Below are 15,002 nucleotides of genomic sequence, written 5' to 3'. Positions count from 1 at the left end.
CGCTAACACTCACATAAACGCTGATACAACCCCGATGCCCGGCGCACTGGCGTGGCGATGGCATAGGCCAAGGTGCGCGCATCGCAGATCAATTCAATATGCGCCTTGGCACGGGTCACGCCGGTATACACCAATTGGCGATTAAGTCCTTGGCCGCCCCGATGCAGCGGCGGCAGCACCATGGCGGTATGGGCAAACTCAGAGCCTTGTGATTTGTGAATGGTCATAGCAAAGACTTTATCAAATTGCGGTAAACGCCCCGGATAGAATGCCCTGGCCTCGCCCTGCGCGCCCATAAAAACGGCCTGAGGCTCGCCGTTGTCATCCGCCATAATAATGCCAATATCACCGTTAAACAGGTTAAGCTGATAGTCGTTCTGAGTGATCATCAACGGCATACCGATATAAAAGCGCTGCTGCACATTGATTTTCCCTTGCTGAGCGAGGTGATGTTCAATGCGTTGGTTAAGCGCATGCACACCAAAGGGCCCCTCTCGCAGTGCGGCAAGTAACTGGAAGCGGGCAAATGCGTCATGCACCTGCGCGGGCGTTGCCCCGGCTGCAATCAATGCTAAGTAGTGGCTGTACTGCTCGGCGCAGCGGGCGATGAGTGCGCTGTAAAACCCCTCATCCAAAGGGTAATAACTAATATCGCTGGCGCGGCTTTGCAGCAGGTACCGTGCTTTTTTGCTATCGGCTGTGTTAATTGCATACGCCAGTTGGCCTATGCCGCTGTCGCCATCAAAGCGATAGCTGTGCTGCAAAAAGGCAACATGATCGGTTAACGCATAAGGTGATTGCTGGCCACTGTGATAAGAATGCTCACCGCATAAATAGCCGAGTTGCTCGGCGCGCTGGTCACTGTAGTGCGGCAGTTGGCCAAGGATACATTCACTGCAAATATCAGCCATGATATTGCCCGTGTCCACTGAACTTAGCTGGTCTTTATCACCCAATAAAATCAATCGAGTGTGCGGTGCTAAGGCGTCTACCAATTTGCTCATCAGGCTAATATCGACCATGGACGCTTCGTCGACAATCACTAAATCGGCATGCACCGGATTACCCCGATGATGGCGAAAATGATTGGACATGGGCACCGTGCCTAACAACCGATGCAGGGTTTGCGCTTGCTCGGGAATACTCTCTAATACCGCTTGGTCGGTCTCGGCTAAGTCGCCTTTTGCTCCTTGAATAGACTCGCTTAGGCGTGCTGCTGCTTTGCCGGTTGGAGCAACCAGTTCAATGTGCAAAGGGGCTTGGGCATAGAGCGATTGTAAAATCGCTAACAAACGCATCACCGTAGTAGTTTTACCTGTCCCCGGACCGCCGGTGATCACACAAAACTTACTGGTGGCCGCCAGAGCACAGGCCACTTTTTGCCAATCAGGTTCGCTATTTTGATTGTTAAAGTAATGCGCCAACAGCGCTTTGAGCGCCGGCAAGTCAAGCTCCAAAGGCTGCTTAGCTAACTGCAAAAAGCGCGCGGTTAACTGCGCTTCGTAGCCATCATAGCGCGCCAGATAGACGCGCTGCCCATGTATGCGCAGCGGTTTTTCAGCCCCAGTGCAAGGCAAGGCATTAAGGCAGCCGAGGGCATCGAAGTCAGGCGCAAAAAACGCGGGCACTGGCGCGCGGGTATCGAGCTCAAAGGGGTTGTCCCAGTTCACACTGTGCAAATCTAAGCAGGTATGCTGCTCATGCATAGCTTTGAGCAACAGCAGGATAATATAAAACCCCTCGCTGTAAGGCGGTTGCTGCTCATCGACGAGTAACGCCGCCAACTCGACATCCACGGTACGCACTTTACGCTGTTCTAACAGTACCTCAAGCATAGTGCGCTCCTTTGGCGAAAAGCCCGTCTAAGGTGTCGATTTCAGCAACACTGAATGGCCGATAGTACACTCCGTGTCCCTCGGGCATCGCTCGTAAAAAAGTATACACCATGCCACCTAGGTGCTTAGCGGGGTCATAATCAGGCAATCGCGCCGCCAGCAAGCGGTGCAATGCCACCATATAAATAGCCCCTTGGACATGATAGCTATGGGCATTCATGGCGTGCGTTAAGGCTTCATCGTTATAATCATCGGCGCTCTCACCGAGGTAATTCGATTTGTAATCAAGCACGTAATAGCGCCCCTGATAGCAAAAGATTAAATCAATAAAGCCTTTTAGCACGCCTTTAACACGTTCAAAATCAAGACCAAAGTCATAGCCAAACAGGCTTATCATGGTGGCATTAAAATGTTGGGCATCAAGCTCATTGAGCGCGAGATGAAACTCCATCTCCACTAAACAATCATCGCTTTGTAACTGCCCCAAATAAAGCCCTGACTCGAGTATGGGGCAGCGCATAATCGCCGCCATCCAGCTGCATAGCAGCGCGTGCCAGCTCTCATCCAGTGCGTATTTATGCAGGGTATGGGTGATCACTTGCTCAAGCTCTTCCATGGCCTGCGCCTCGCCGGCAAGCACGCCGCGAAAAGAGATTTGCTCGAGAATATCGTGCAGTGCACTACCAGGCCCCGGGCCTTTGGGAAAATCATAAGCCGTTAGCTGCGCCACCGGGAGGGCCTGCTTAAGCACTAAACTTTGCTGCAAACGGTGATCCTCATCATCACCGCCACTGTGGCTGGTACCATGATAATCACTGTGCTTGAAGCTCAAGGCGCTAAAGCTGGTGGCCCGCCAGTTGCGCTCAATATCCGCCTGCTGGGCGCGTACCTGGCGCTCAACGACCGCGTTTTCCTGCACCAGATTCTCACCCGATTGATAATGATCAGCATCGGTTAAACTCATGTCCGGGTAAGGCGCGAGCCGAGCCTGCAGCAGCTCACGAACATTCTCCGTGCCCTCAGCGCCCGGAAACAACAAGTACCCTAGCGCGCTTTGCAGCAGTTGCGAGCGTTTATGTTTGCCCAAATTATAAAGCCCTAAAGCACAATGATAGATGGGCCGGGTCAAGGCCACATACAATAACCTTAAGTCCTCGGCTAAGCGCTCGCGCTCGGCGCGCGCAAGGTTCTCTTGTTGTTTAGATAAATCTAAGTACAGCTGCCCTTGGTGGTGATAATAAGCGGCGCTGGCGCTGCGGAAATTGACCGCAAACGGCATTAACACAATGGGGTATTCTAACCCTTTAGAAGCATGCATAGTCACGATTTGCACCAGCTGGGCATCGGACTCCAAACGCAGTTGGGCGCTGTCACCCTCACTGCTATCACGGGTCAATTGCTGGTGAAAATACTTCAGCAACCGCGCCGTGCCATCCAGTTCAAGTTGCTTATGTTGGAGAATTTCACCGAGATGACGAAAATCCGTTAATAGGCGCTCAACATCCCACCCTTGCTCGGCCCATACTTGCGGTAATTGATTTTGCCATAACAGCTGCTCGAGCATTGCCAACGCGCCGTCGCGGTACCAACGCCGCTTGAGCTCGGCGAAGTGCTGCAATTGTTGCTGCCACTGTTCGGCATCATCGCTCAGTGCCAGCAGTTGTGCACTATTGAAGTTATAAAATGGCCCCGCCAGCAAGCCGCGCAGTGCGCGCTCATCATAAGGGCCGTGTATAATCGCCAATAAGCGGTAAAGATGTTGCGCCAGCGGTTGCTTAAACACACTTTCGCGGGCTAGATAAACACTGGCAACACCTTGGCGAGTAAGCGCCTGTTTCATCAGTGCCGCTTCGCCCCTATCGCGTACCAAGATGCAAAAATCGCCGGCGCACGGTGGCGTCTCACCTAGCAGCAAGTCTCCTTGTTGCGCCGCAGCCAACAAAAAGTGAACCCGCTTTGCAAATGCCTCGGCCAAGGCGCTTTGCCCTTGTTCTTTCGATAACACCTCAGCACCGCTGCCATAAAAGACAAAATCCATGGCACCGAGCGCCTCGCCTTTATATAACAGCGCTTTATCTTTGCCATTCGCTTGCACTTCTTGATAGGGAATGGCGTCGTTAAAGATAAAGCTCTGCGGGTGGCTGCTGAATAAGTTATTGACGCTTTCAACTAATGGCGTTGCCGAGCGGAAGTTTTTTGCCAAAGTATACTGCTGCTGCGCGCTCAGCTGTTGCTTGGCATCGATGTAGGTAAAAATATCGGCGCCACGAAAGCCATAAATGGCCTGCTTGGGATCCCCTATCATGGTGAGGTTAGTGAACTGTTCATCGCTGGGACGATAAATAGTGCTGAAAATACCATACTGAATGGGATCGGTGTCTTGGAACTCATCGATCATCGCCACTGGATATTGGCGGCGAATTTGCTGTTGCAGCTGGTTGTCGCTGTCGTTGTGCAACGCATCATAGAGCTGACTAAGCAGGTCATCGGGGGCGATAATGCCGGTGCGCGCTTTGTTGCTCTGCACATGGCGGCGCACATAGGCGAGCGCCAAGACACATATCACCTGCGCAAGGCGCTCACCCAGGCCTTGGCTAAGCTGCGCCATACGTTCAAATTCCACCACCAAAGGGTGAGAAAAAGGTTGGCCATTTTTCTTATAAATACTGGGGTCCTCAAGGCTTTGCGCACTCCATAAGCTAAAGGAGTGTTTGGCCGCACCTAAACTCAACTGGGTGTCATCATTGTCGCTAAACGCTGCCAAGCCCGCCAAATTACTTTTATGCTTAGGTTTGGCATTGCCTTTGATATCGCTGGCGGCAATGGCATTGAAGAAATCGCCCTCGCGCAGTGCCTGTTTGAATTGGGGCAAAGCCTTGAGGTATTCGCTTTGGCAATGCCACAATTGGGTCAGCTCAGCCTCAGGATCATCAATGTGCGGTTGTAACTGCAGCTGCTTGCGATTAATGAGCGCACGCAGCTCTTTTAGCAGGCTATGTGGCGAGCTGTAATGAGCGAGGACCGCCTGCGCTTGCTCTGCACGCAGCGGATACACAAACTGTCGCCAAAAATCGAACACCGCCTGCTCATGCAGCTCACTCTCATCCAGGGTGAAGCGCAAATTAAAGGCCATGTTCGATTCAAACGCATGTTGTTTAAGCATGCGCTGACAAAACCCATGAATGGTGTAAATGGCACTTTCATCCAAGGATTTCGCCGCCATATCCAGGCGATTAAATGCCTGTTGACGGTCGTCAAGCTGCGCTATCAAGTCGCGCAACAGCGCATCGCTGCTGTGCTCCCCTAGCAGCATGTTCTTTGCCATACTGATGCGCGAGCGCACCCGGTCTTTGATTTCACTGGTGGCGGCCTCGGTAAAGGTCACGACCAATATTTGCTCGACCGTCAGCGGCTCGCCTTGGTTGCCCTTAGCATCTTCATACAGGCCCAATAAGTAGCGTAAATACAACCCAGTGATGGTATAGGTTTTACCGGTTCCGGCACTGGCCTCAATAAGCTGTTGTCCATCAAAGGCAAGGGTGACAGGATTAAGCGTCTGCATAGCGTTGCTCCTCACCTAATTGCGCTATGGGTTGCAACAATCGCGTACTCCAGTCACAGAATTCCTGCTCGCACTGGAAAAGGTCGGCAAAGTCGGTGGCGATGTAAGGGTCACTGCGCTCGGCGACCCCCACATACGGGCTGCCGACGAACTTAATATTGGCTTTATTCATATCTTGGCTTTGTATCCACTCCCAGCCACTGGCAGGGAAAAATGCCACACTGCTTTGATGGCTGCTAGTAAAGAGTTCTAGCCAAGGCGCTAATAATTGTTCGGCACGCTCAGCATTCATCGGGGCAAAAGACACTTGTTCGTCTAAGCCCATCACCACGGTGGTGACCGCCTCTCCACACAGCTGCGCGAGTAAGTGATAAATAAACCCTTGGATTCTATCCTTCGCTTTAATACTGGCGCTGCGATAAAACACCTGTTGACTGCCATAGAGATGCGCTAACCAGCCTTGCAGGCGCACTCCAGAAACCGTGATATCCACTTCCAGCATCTGCGCCATTTGCCCTTGCGTGCGCAACTGAACCTGCTCTGCCAGAGGGCTGATGCGGCTGCGCAGTTGCTGCAAGGTCAATGTCGATAACACACCTTGGGGCAGCACCCCGCGCTGGATAATTTCCTCGTCACTCGGAGCGCTACCGTGCAGTTGTCCTTCGAGCAGCTCATCGAGCAATTGATAACGCGATAAGGCATCTAAATCGAAATGCTCGATATCTTCATCGTGTGCATCAATGCCATCTATGCGCACCCCAAGTACTTGTTGGTAGAAATAACGTTGTGGGCGAGTAGCACATTGCATTAAGGTGTCGAGCTCGCACAGTTGTGGCGCTGTAACAGCCAAAGGCTGAAGCTGTTGTTTTTGCTCTTGAGCGGCTGTTAACGGCAAGGCCCACACCGGATTAAAGCTTTGCCAACGGCTGTCCTTTTGATAATACTGCGGATGAAACGGCTGCAGATGGTGCTCTATCACTAATCGGCTTGTGAACGCATCATCGCTGTCTTGCCAGCAAAAACTGCGGTCCAAATATTCGCACAACTCACTGACTAATACCGAGGGCATACGGGGACTGTTATCGCGGCTAGAGCGACCGATGTAACTGAGATATAAGCTATCTCTGGCGCTCAACAAGGCCTCTAAAAATAAATAGCGGTCGTCTAGGCGTCGTGAGCGGTCGCCTTTGCGTCGCTGACTGTAAGGCACCAGGTCAAAACCAATAGGCTGTACACTGCGCGGGTAATCAGCATCGTTCAGCCCCAAGATACAGACCTTTTTAAAGGGCACGGCGCGCATCGGCATCAGCGTACAAAAATTAACTTTACCGATTAAAAACCGCTGCCCCACGCCTTTTTGTTCGACACCTTGTTGAATCAAGGTGGCGAAGATACGTGCCGAGATGAGCCCTTGATAGTCACCATTATCATAATGCTTTTCAATGTCACTATAGAGGCCATCTAACAAGGCTAAGTCCGCTGCGCTTAAATGCTCTATTGCCATCACTTCACTGGCTATTGCACGCAAACTGGTACACTTATCCAATAAGCTTGCATCACCACTAAGTGCCTGCTTGGCCTGCAACAACACATTGATAAAGGCCAAGAGTTTGCTCAATGTATCACTGGCCATGCCCTCAACTGCGTCAGCCGGATAAACCCCATGATAAGGCGCATCGGTGGCCGCGATGCCTAACAATAATCGCTTTATTCCTAAACGCCAGGTGTTGAGATCAATACTTGGCAGGTTGAATTCTTGTTTGTGCGCGCCATCAATTCCCCACTTCACCCCGACTTGCTCAAGCCACACTTGGCACTGCTCGAGTTCGCTGGCGACAAAGCCGAAATGCTGGCTAATGGCCTCAATGTATAATAAGTCCATCAATTCACTGACACCAAAGCGGCTAAAGGGTAGATTCACCAAGCTCACCAAGGCATTAACAATAGGCTGCTCTTGGGCAATGGATAAGTCGGCAATAGCATAGGGGATATGGCGCTCGCCTTTAGCGCCACCAAACACCGCTTCAATAAAGGCGCTGTACTGGCCGACATCAGGCATCATCACAATGATGTCTTTAGGTGTCAGGGTTGGATCGCGGGCAAACTCAGCAAGTAGATGGTCGTGTAAGCACTCTACTTCGCGCAAAGCCGTGTGGCAATTACTGATTAACAGGGAGTGATCTTGTTGCGCCAATGCTATCTTGCCCTGCTCACTGATAAACCAGTGTGGGTCTTGCGCTAGGCTTTCACCTTTGAAAGCTAATTCATATACCTCTTGCTGTAGACGACCCAATAAATGCGGCGCAAATTCATCATCGAAACCATCCAGCCACTTGCCATCTAATTGCAGCAGTTGCTCTAGGTAATCGCGGCCAAGCTTACCCCATGATGCCAATAACGGATTACCGACGATAAAATATTGTTGCTCAGATTCAGCCGCGTCGATATTAGGCTTACGTTGATATTGAGTGTGTATTTTAGCCAGAGTTTTCTCATCGACGATATCGCCCCAATAGTGTTCACTGGGGTTGAACAGAAATATCAACACATCCGTGTGCTCACTGAGCGCCTGAAAGATCGCTAGCTGCGATTGCGCCAAAGCGGAGATACCAAACAAGCAAATACGTGGCGGCAGTTGCAACTGCCCCGCCGCCAGTGCATCCAGTAATCCTTGGTGCATATTAGCGCGATGGTACGGGCTTTGCTCCAGCTCTTGAACACGCGCGACTAAAGCACGCCAAAGATCGGGCTGCCAAGGTGCATGGCGAATATCAACGTCATCTAGTTGGTCTTCACCCGCTTGCCAACTAGCCAACCACTGTGGTCGATACATTAGATAATGATCGAACACATCGGCAATTTTCTCACACAGGGCATAGCGTTTGTGACCATCATCGTCACCATCAAGGTAGCGCATCAGGGGTTGGTAATGAGCCTGTGTTAATTTTTGCGGCAACAGTTCGTAGAGCTTCCATGTCATATTGGCTTTGTTAAACGACGACTCTGGCGGAACATCAGGCAAAGCTTGCTGGTACAAAGACCAGATAAAACTCGAAGGTAATGGAAAGTCGACCTGTGCACATACGCCTAACTGCGCTGTAAGCTCAAGCTTCAACCATTGTGACATTCCTGGAGAATGCACCAATACTTGCTCTTTATGGAAAATATTAGAACTGCTGGTATTCGCCAGCAACGCACAGAGCTGGGCGCTGAGAATCTCCATACGGTTTGACTGTATTATATGCAGCATGCGTTATCGGTATTATTGGAATGCCTAGATAGCCAGTGTACGCAATTTTAATGACGGGCACTAGGTTGACATCACAGTGTATTTTAACCTTATTGGTTATTGTTAAGCGGCTTCATTGTTGCACCTAAGTTAATAGCAAAATATTCGGTAACATCTTGAATTTGCATATTTTAGGAACATAGATTAAGTTATAACCACAATGGAATGAATTAGCACACAGGAGCGTGCCAATGCGATTGATTGCTTTCAGCCTTTTTTGTGCCGGCTTACTTGCTTGCTCAGTGACGCTGCTTGGTGATTTTGGGCAACATCGCCCGCTTATCTCTGATTTAGTGACCCAATCTCAAACCCTATCCCCGCAAGTGAAGGGGAAGCTTGCTTTGGGCGGCTCTGAGCTGGCCAATGTCGAAATTACCCGCACCTTATCGGTGGGCGATCAGCAATTCGTTAGCCGCGCGAAAACAGACAGCAGCGGACACTTTTACTTTGCCCCCATGACCACAGAGCACCCTGTTTTTGGCGAGCCTCCTGAGCGCTTATGGCAGGACATCAGTGTGCGCTACCAAGGCCAACAGTACGTGTTATGGTACACCGCCATTGACCATGAATTAGACAACTTCGTGCTACAAGAAACCCTATCCCAGCTGCAGTGTAATTTGCTCTCCGCTGAAAATGAATTCAACATCAGCGATAAGCGCCGCCCTAGCCTGCCTGTGAATGTCTACTCGATATGTGATTTACATGTGCAAAAATCGGCACAAAAAAAAGCCGCTGTTATCAGCGGCTAAGTCGGGGTCTAATCAGAGTTCAAGCAACACATACGTCATTACTTGCCACTCATAGTAAAGCGCCAAAATTGCAAATTCATGACAAGGGTCATATTTTTGCATTTTCTTCGCTCACCACCAAAAATATAGCGGCACTGCAAAGCTAGCGCAGCCTTTTTAGTAAAGTTCAGCCAACATATCATCAGTGTATGGCGTGAGTGGTTTTTGCGCTTTCACTTTGGCGACCAAATCAGGGTTAGCAATAAAAGGACGACCTAAGGCTAGTAAATCGAACTCTTCATTACTGATTGCCTCAGCGCCTTGCTCCGGCGTATAACTGCCAACACCTACCAAGTTCCCGTTATAATGTTTACGTAGATATTGCGAGGCACTGCCGTTGCCACCAAGATAAGGGAAACGCATGCTGTCATCGAAAATACCCAAGTGCAGATACGCAAGATTTCGATGATTAAGCTGCTCCAGTAAATAATCGAACACGGCGGTATCTTGCTCATCGCCCTCATCGAGCAGGAAGTACGCCCCAGGGGATAACCGTAAACCCACTTTCGCAGCCCCCACACGCGCGACGACAGCGTCGACCACCTCAAGTGCAAAACGTGCGCGATTGGCAGCATTACCGCCATAGTTGTCGTTGCGTTGGTTGCTACTGTGGTGCAGGAATTGATCAATCAGGTAGCCATTGGCGCCATGGATCTCAACGCCGTCAAAACCAGCCTCTATCGCGTTTTCTGCCGCTTTAGCATAATCAGCCACAAGCTGTTCGATTTGCGCTTCACTCGCGGCTTTTGGTGTTTGGTAACTTAATTCACGCATGCGCGGCACAGTGCCTTCGATACCAATCGCACTGGCACCGAGCACATCTCCTGCAAAAAAGTGTGGATGAGCGACACGGCCAACATGCCATAGTTGGCAAAATATCTTGCCTCCTTGGTCATGCACTTGCTCAGTGACATTGCGCCAACCTTGTATTTGCTCACTGGTGAATATACCCGGCACATTCGGATAGCCTTGGGCATCAGGGCGAATAATCGTGGCTTCACTAATGATCAACCCAGCATCAGCGCGACGAGCGTAATAGGCCGCCATTTTTTTCGTTGGTACGAGATTATCATCCGCCATACAGCGCGTAAGCGGCGCCATAAGAATACGATTTTTAAGAGTCAGTTCGTCATTTAAAGCATAAGGTTGTAAAAGAAGATCGGTCATATAAAGCATATTTATTTTTTTGAATGTATATTCAACGTATGGATTGTTGAATGCTAATTCAAGTAAATATTGAAAATAAATGGTACCATGTTCGTTATCTTAGTTAGCAGCATCATGTCGTTTTTATGCGCAGCGCCGAATTTGACCGAGCCCACGTTTTACAACAAGCCATGCAAACCTTTATGGAGCATGGTTACAGCAAAGCCAGTATGCAAAAACTAACCCAAGCAACGGGGTTGCATCCAGGCTCTATTTATTGCGCATTTGGCAGTAAAAAAGGTCTGTTTATCGAGGCGGTGAGTCACTACCATCAGCAAAAACAACAAGCGTTCGACACCATTTTTATCGCCCAACGCCCGGTTGTTGATAGTTTGCGTGAATTTATCGCCAACACGGTCACTGAGTGCGTGCAAAAGACCTGTGCGAAGGTATGTTTACTCACCCGCTCTTTAAATGAAATTGAAGGCCAAGACCCGGAAGTGGCCAATATTCTTGCACAAAACCTCAAGCAATTAGAGCAGAACCTAGCTGCGCAAATTCGCCGCGCTCAGCACCAAGGTGAAGCCGTGAACCAAGATGACGCGATGAAGCTAGCGCGCTTTTTGGCCATGGGCATTTACGGCATGCGCACCTATGCGTTTACACAGCCAGATGAAGCCTTGTTAACACAAATGGGCGAACAACTTTTAGCCGCTATTATTGTTGATTAACTTGAAATTCATCGCTATCGCCCATAATACAGCTAATATTCCACATTCAGTGGGGGATGAAACACAATTGACCAAAGCTGACGGCGAAAACCTCTGCACGTAATTGGTTTTGGTGAAATGTGTACCTCTTCACACATTAATAATTAATAGAAGAGTACAATATGACAACACATATACGCTCCGCACTCATCGCCGAAGGCGGTGGACAAAAAGGCATTTTTACCGCCGGCGTACTCGATGCTTTCCTAGAAAAGAAATTTGCGCCCTTCGATTTAAAAGTCGGCGTTTCTGCAGGCGCCCAAAATCTCGCAGCTTACTGTGCTCGGGCACGCCAATATGCACAAACAGCGATTGAGCACCTCACCACAGAGCAACAGTTTTTTCGACCGGCCCGGTTTTTCACCGGTGGTAACGTCATTGACCTAGACTGGTATTTTCATCAAGTTGAGCACAACGGCAAGGTGCGCTTCCCCACTGAGCCTAATAACCTCACCCCAGAGAGTAATTTTTATGCGGTAGCTAGCCACTACGACTCGTTTGAGCCGCATTACTTACATACTTGGCATGAAAATATGTTTGCGCACCTAAAAGCCTCAAGCGCTATTCCATTTCTGTATCGCCCCGGCGTAAAAGTCGAAGGTCATGGCATGATGGATGGCGGCGTTGCCGACCCCCTGCCGGTGCGGTGGGCTCATGAAAAAGGCGCGAAAACCATTTGGGTGATCCGCACAGTTGAAGCTCATGATGATGGCAAGATGCCGGTGTTGGAGAGGCTTAAACCTATTATGAGGCGCATCAACCAATCGCCACGGATGTTTGAAATTTATCATCACTATCAACAGCGTTACGCCGAGGCTGTTGAGTTTATGAGGTCACCACCTGAAGGTGTTAACGTGGTTCAAATAGCCCCAACTCGGCCATTACAATCTATGGTGTTAGGCTCAAGTATCGAGACTTTAGAAGAGGACTATCGCCTCGGTTTTGAAGTTGGCTTAAAAGCAGTCAATCGATGGAAAGAGCCCGAGCCACAACCTGAGGCAGTATAATTAGGCCTCGGGTTGCGCTGCTCAATGGTAAAGCTAAAACATGGTATTGGTATTTTTGGCTTGTTCAGGAACAGCTTGAATGACATCCCAGTGCTCTACAATTTTGCCATTTTCCACACGAAATATATCAACAATGGCACCGCCATTTGGCTGCGGCCAGTGGTAACTTTTAACGTGTAATACCACCAAGTCGCCCTCAGCTATCACCCGCACTATTTCACCACTGGGTCCGGCGCTTTTATCTCGTTTAGGCAAGCTGCGCAATAACGCCCGCAGCCCTTCTTTACCATCTGCGACCATGGGGTTATGTTGGATATAGCGCGGACCTAGGTACTTATCGATATGTGTCGCGTCTTCGGCTAGTACCACATCGGTATAAAAATCAATGACCAGTTGTTTGTTTTTGGTCAGTTGGCCTTCAGCCAGTGTACTGGTGCTAAATAAAATCATGAGTGTAATGAGTATTTGCTTCATCGCTGCCTCTTATGCTTAAAAAGTGACCCGTTCCATGTTGTAAAATGAGCCTACAGCGCTCGTTTTATGAGTTGGGGTTGCATGTTGCCAGCTTAGAATAAACTCAAAAACATCCGATGAGCAGTGAATTTCATTAACAGTAGTTTTAATTAATCTGAATGAAATTTATCGACAAAAACCCAGGTCTGAGCGGCGTTTTTAATCATCGCCCTATTAAGTAATGATAGCGCTAGCCATCACCACCTAAAACGGAGGAAGGTTGAACGGCTAGTCTGCTTGCGCAGTTAGCCATAGGTAATCATGCGGCTTAAAAAGTACGTAAACAATGGCGAGCATAATTCGCGGACCACGTAAGTTTGAACCTCCGCTTAGCTGCGTCGTCCCTTCTGTTGGCACGTTAATACGCACTTTATTAGAGCGGCACCAGTCCACTTTTAAATAAACTTCTTTTTCGCCTGGTGGCACATCAAACTCAACACTTTCGCCATTACCAATTTTACCCAACGCCTTACCTTCACACATAACCGTGTACTTTCTAGCTCTATCTGCATAGCCACTATCACGACTAATTCGTAGTTTACTCATGGTTTTCCTTAACACCTTAACGGCGACAGTCATCAAAGCCGTGAGTGTAACAAAAATTGCCATGAATAACGTAAAATGCTTTTAGCTCAGTTATCTATACTTTTCTCTTGCCAAATTCCTGACTCTGTTTGCCCCTGTATTTTGACCTTTGCTACGCAAAATTCAGGTTCTTTACCCTGCTTACGCTGGCGGTGGTAGTCTGATGTAACGCGTTTAATCGTCGGCGTAAGCTGCACAATCGCGATGATATTAACCAGTGTCATCAAGCCTAAGGCCATATCGGCTAAACTCCATACTTGCTCAAGCTTGGCACTGGCTCCCCATAACATCATCGCCAGATAACTGAGCATGTACAGGCCTCTGCCCATACGATTATCCAGTGCAAAAAGGTGCAAGTTACTCTCGGCATAGGCGAAGTTTGCCACCACTGAGGTAAATGCAAACAAGGTGATTGCCGCCGCAACAAAATACACACCGGCATCGGCCATATGCGCGGTCATGGCATTCTGAGTGAGGCGAATGCCCTCCATATCGCCGCTGATAGGGATATCCGCCAGTAATATAATCACTGCCGTGCAGCTGCATAGCACTATGGTGTCGAAAAACACCCCCAGCATTTGTATATATCCTTGTGTGGCTGGGTGATTCGGTGTTGGTGTTGCCGCACCCGCTGCGTGGGGGACACTCCCGGCTCCAGCCTCATTGGAATAAAGGCCGCGCTGAATACCATTTTTAATCGCCGCTCCGAGCGCCCCAGCTCCCGCTTCTTGCAGGCCGAGCGCACTGTGCAAAATATCACTGAGCATCGCAGGCACCCGTTCATAATTGACCATCGTCACCACCAGGGCGCTAAACACAAAAACTAACCCCATTAGCGGCACCACCCGCTCTGCGAAACGGGCAATGGCCTTAAAGCCGCCGGCGATGATACTGCCTGTGACTAAGGTGATAACCAAACCGGTATAAAATCGGTCCACGCCAAAGGCATGGTGCAACGCATCGGTGATAGTGTTGGTTTGCATGGCACTAAAGCTAAAGCCATAACCGAGAAACAAACACAGGGCAAAGGCAATGGCTAACCATTTTTGCCCCAGTCCCATTTGAATGTAGTACGCAGGGCCGCCCCGAAACTCGCCTTGGCTATCACGTACTTTATACACTTGCCCTAGTACGCTTTCGGCAAAGCCGGTGGCCATACCGAGTATGGCAATCACCCACATCCAGAACACCGCACCACTGCCACCTAAAGAAATAGCCACTGCCACCCCGGCGAGGTTGCCAGTGCCGACACGAGCGCTTAGGCCGGTGCACAGCGCTTGAAATGAGCTTATCTGGTTTTTGTGAGCGTGTGTGCTGGTTCTTAATAGCGCAAACATATGGGTAAAATGAGTGAGCTGAATCCCTCTGAGCGAAATCGAAAACCACACACCAGCAAAGAGCAGTAAATAAATAAGGATCTGCCCTTTTCCCCACAACAGCGCATTTACGCTGGCTATCAATGACTCTAGCAATGTTCACTCCAAGTGCTTGTAAAACTGCTTGTTTA

General features: G+C 49.6%; 10 protein-coding genes. 3 read left to right on the top strand and 7 right to left on the bottom strand.

The genetic code is table 11. The features are described from left to right. Positions 1-2: 2 nt before the first annotated feature. From recD to recC, 3 genes are read right to left on the bottom strand one after another with little or no spacing between them, the layout of a single operon-like run. A complete protein-coding gene (gene recD / locus MHM95_RS00485; protein ID WP_239383911.1) occupies positions 3-1,835 on the bottom strand; it encodes an exodeoxyribonuclease V subunit alpha in 1,833 nt (610 codons plus the stop codon). Beyond that, positions 1,828-5,397: an exodeoxyribonuclease V subunit beta gene (recB, locus tag MHM95_RS00480; protein ID WP_239383910.1), complete on the bottom strand. Its 3,570-nt coding sequence runs from the start codon at positions 5,395-5,397 to the stop codon at positions 1,828-1,830. The genes recD and recB overlap by 8 nt, the downstream gene beginning before the upstream one ends. Further along, the gene (gene recC / locus MHM95_RS00475; RefSeq protein ID WP_138590216.1) at positions 5,384-8,647 is read right to left on the bottom strand and encodes an exodeoxyribonuclease V subunit gamma; all 3,264 of its coding nucleotides are present in this window, start codon (positions 8,645-8,647) and stop codon (positions 5,384-5,386) included. Before recC ends, recB begins: the two co-directional genes overlap by 14 nt. A 230-nt stretch (positions 8,648-8,877) precedes the next feature. Between recC and MHM95_RS00470 the strand changes: the two genes are divergently transcribed. Next, positions 8,878-9,435 (top strand): DUF6795 domain-containing protein, encoded by a 558-nt coding sequence (locus MHM95_RS00470; protein WP_022943770.1) that lies wholly within the window; start codon positions 8,878-8,880, stop codon positions 9,433-9,435. 156 nt (positions 9,436-9,591) lie between these two features. On the opposite strand, the gene MHM95_RS00465 is transcribed toward MHM95_RS00470, so the two are convergent. Continuing rightward, on the bottom strand, positions 9,592-10,641 hold the full coding sequence (locus MHM95_RS00465) for an alkene reductase (RefSeq protein WP_138590218.1): 1,050 nt from the start codon (positions 10,639-10,641) through the stop codon (positions 9,592-9,594). A gap of 125 nt (positions 10,642-10,766) precedes the next feature. Between MHM95_RS00465 and MHM95_RS00460 the strand changes: the two genes are divergently transcribed. Then, a complete protein-coding gene (locus MHM95_RS00460; protein ID WP_239383909.1) occupies positions 10,767-11,351 on the top strand; it encodes a TetR/AcrR family transcriptional regulator in 585 nt (194 codons plus the stop codon). A 161-nt stretch (positions 11,352-11,512) separates the two neighbouring features. After that, on the top strand, positions 11,513-12,397 hold the full coding sequence (locus MHM95_RS00455) for a patatin family protein (RefSeq protein ID WP_022943766.1): 885 nt from the start codon (positions 11,513-11,515) through the stop codon (positions 12,395-12,397). Positions 12,398-12,430: 33 nt separating this feature from the next. On the opposite strand, the gene MHM95_RS00450 is transcribed toward MHM95_RS00455, so the two are convergent. The 3 genes from MHM95_RS00450 to MHM95_RS00440 form a co-directional block, all read right to left on the bottom strand. After that, on the bottom strand, positions 12,431-12,871 hold the full coding sequence (locus MHM95_RS00450; RefSeq protein WP_239383908.1) for a nuclear transport factor 2 family protein: 441 nt from the start codon (positions 12,869-12,871) through the stop codon (positions 12,431-12,433). Positions 12,872-13,138: 267 nt separating this feature from the next. Further along, a complete protein-coding gene (locus MHM95_RS00445) occupies positions 13,139-13,456 on the bottom strand; it encodes a hypothetical protein (protein WP_239383907.1) in 318 nt (105 codons plus the stop codon). A gap of 86 nt (positions 13,457-13,542) precedes the next feature. Then, positions 13,543-14,967, bottom strand: coding sequence for an alanine/glycine:cation symporter family protein (locus tag MHM95_RS00440; protein ID WP_239383906.1), 1,425 nt, complete (start codon positions 14,965-14,967; stop codon positions 13,543-13,545). Between the last annotated feature and the right edge of the window lie 35 nt (positions 14,968-15,002).

Origin of the sequence: Pseudoalteromonas sp. CnMc7-15, assembly GCF_022347925.1 — a bacterium.
Taxonomy (GTDB): domain Bacteria; phylum Pseudomonadota; class Gammaproteobacteria; order Enterobacterales; family Alteromonadaceae; genus Pseudoalteromonas; species Pseudoalteromonas ruthenica.
Note: the sequence above shows the minus strand (reverse complement) of the source record. Positions and strands in the feature narration are given on the sequence as shown.

Coding starts and splice junctions, on each gene's coding strand:
- recD (WP_239383911.1), bottom strand. CDS start 1,835: ATGCTTGAGGTACTGTTAGAACAGCGTAAAGTGCGTACCGTGGATGTC.
- recB (WP_239383910.1), bottom strand. CDS start 5,397: ATGCAGACGCTTAATCCTGTCACCCTTGCCTTTGATGGACAACAGCTT.
- recC (WP_138590216.1), bottom strand. CDS start 8,647: ATGCTGCATATAATACAGTCAAACCGTATGGAGATTCTCAGCGCCCAG.
- MHM95_RS00470 (WP_022943770.1), top strand. CDS start 8,878: ATGCGATTGATTGCTTTCAGCCTTTTTTGTGCCGGCTTACTTGCTTGC.
- MHM95_RS00465 (WP_138590218.1), bottom strand. CDS start 10,641: ATGACCGATCTTCTTTTACAACCTTATGCTTTAAATGACGAACTGACT.
- MHM95_RS00460 (WP_239383909.1), top strand. CDS start 10,767: ATGCGCAGCGCCGAATTTGACCGAGCCCACGTTTTACAACAAGCCATG.
- MHM95_RS00455 (WP_022943766.1), top strand. CDS start 11,513: ATGACAACACATATACGCTCCGCACTCATCGCCGAAGGCGGTGGACAA.
- MHM95_RS00450 (WP_239383908.1), bottom strand. CDS start 12,871: ATGAAGCAAATACTCATTACACTCATGATTTTATTTAGCACCAGTACA.
- MHM95_RS00445 (WP_239383907.1), bottom strand. CDS start 13,456: ATGAGTAAACTACGAATTAGTCGTGATAGTGGCTATGCAGATAGAGCT.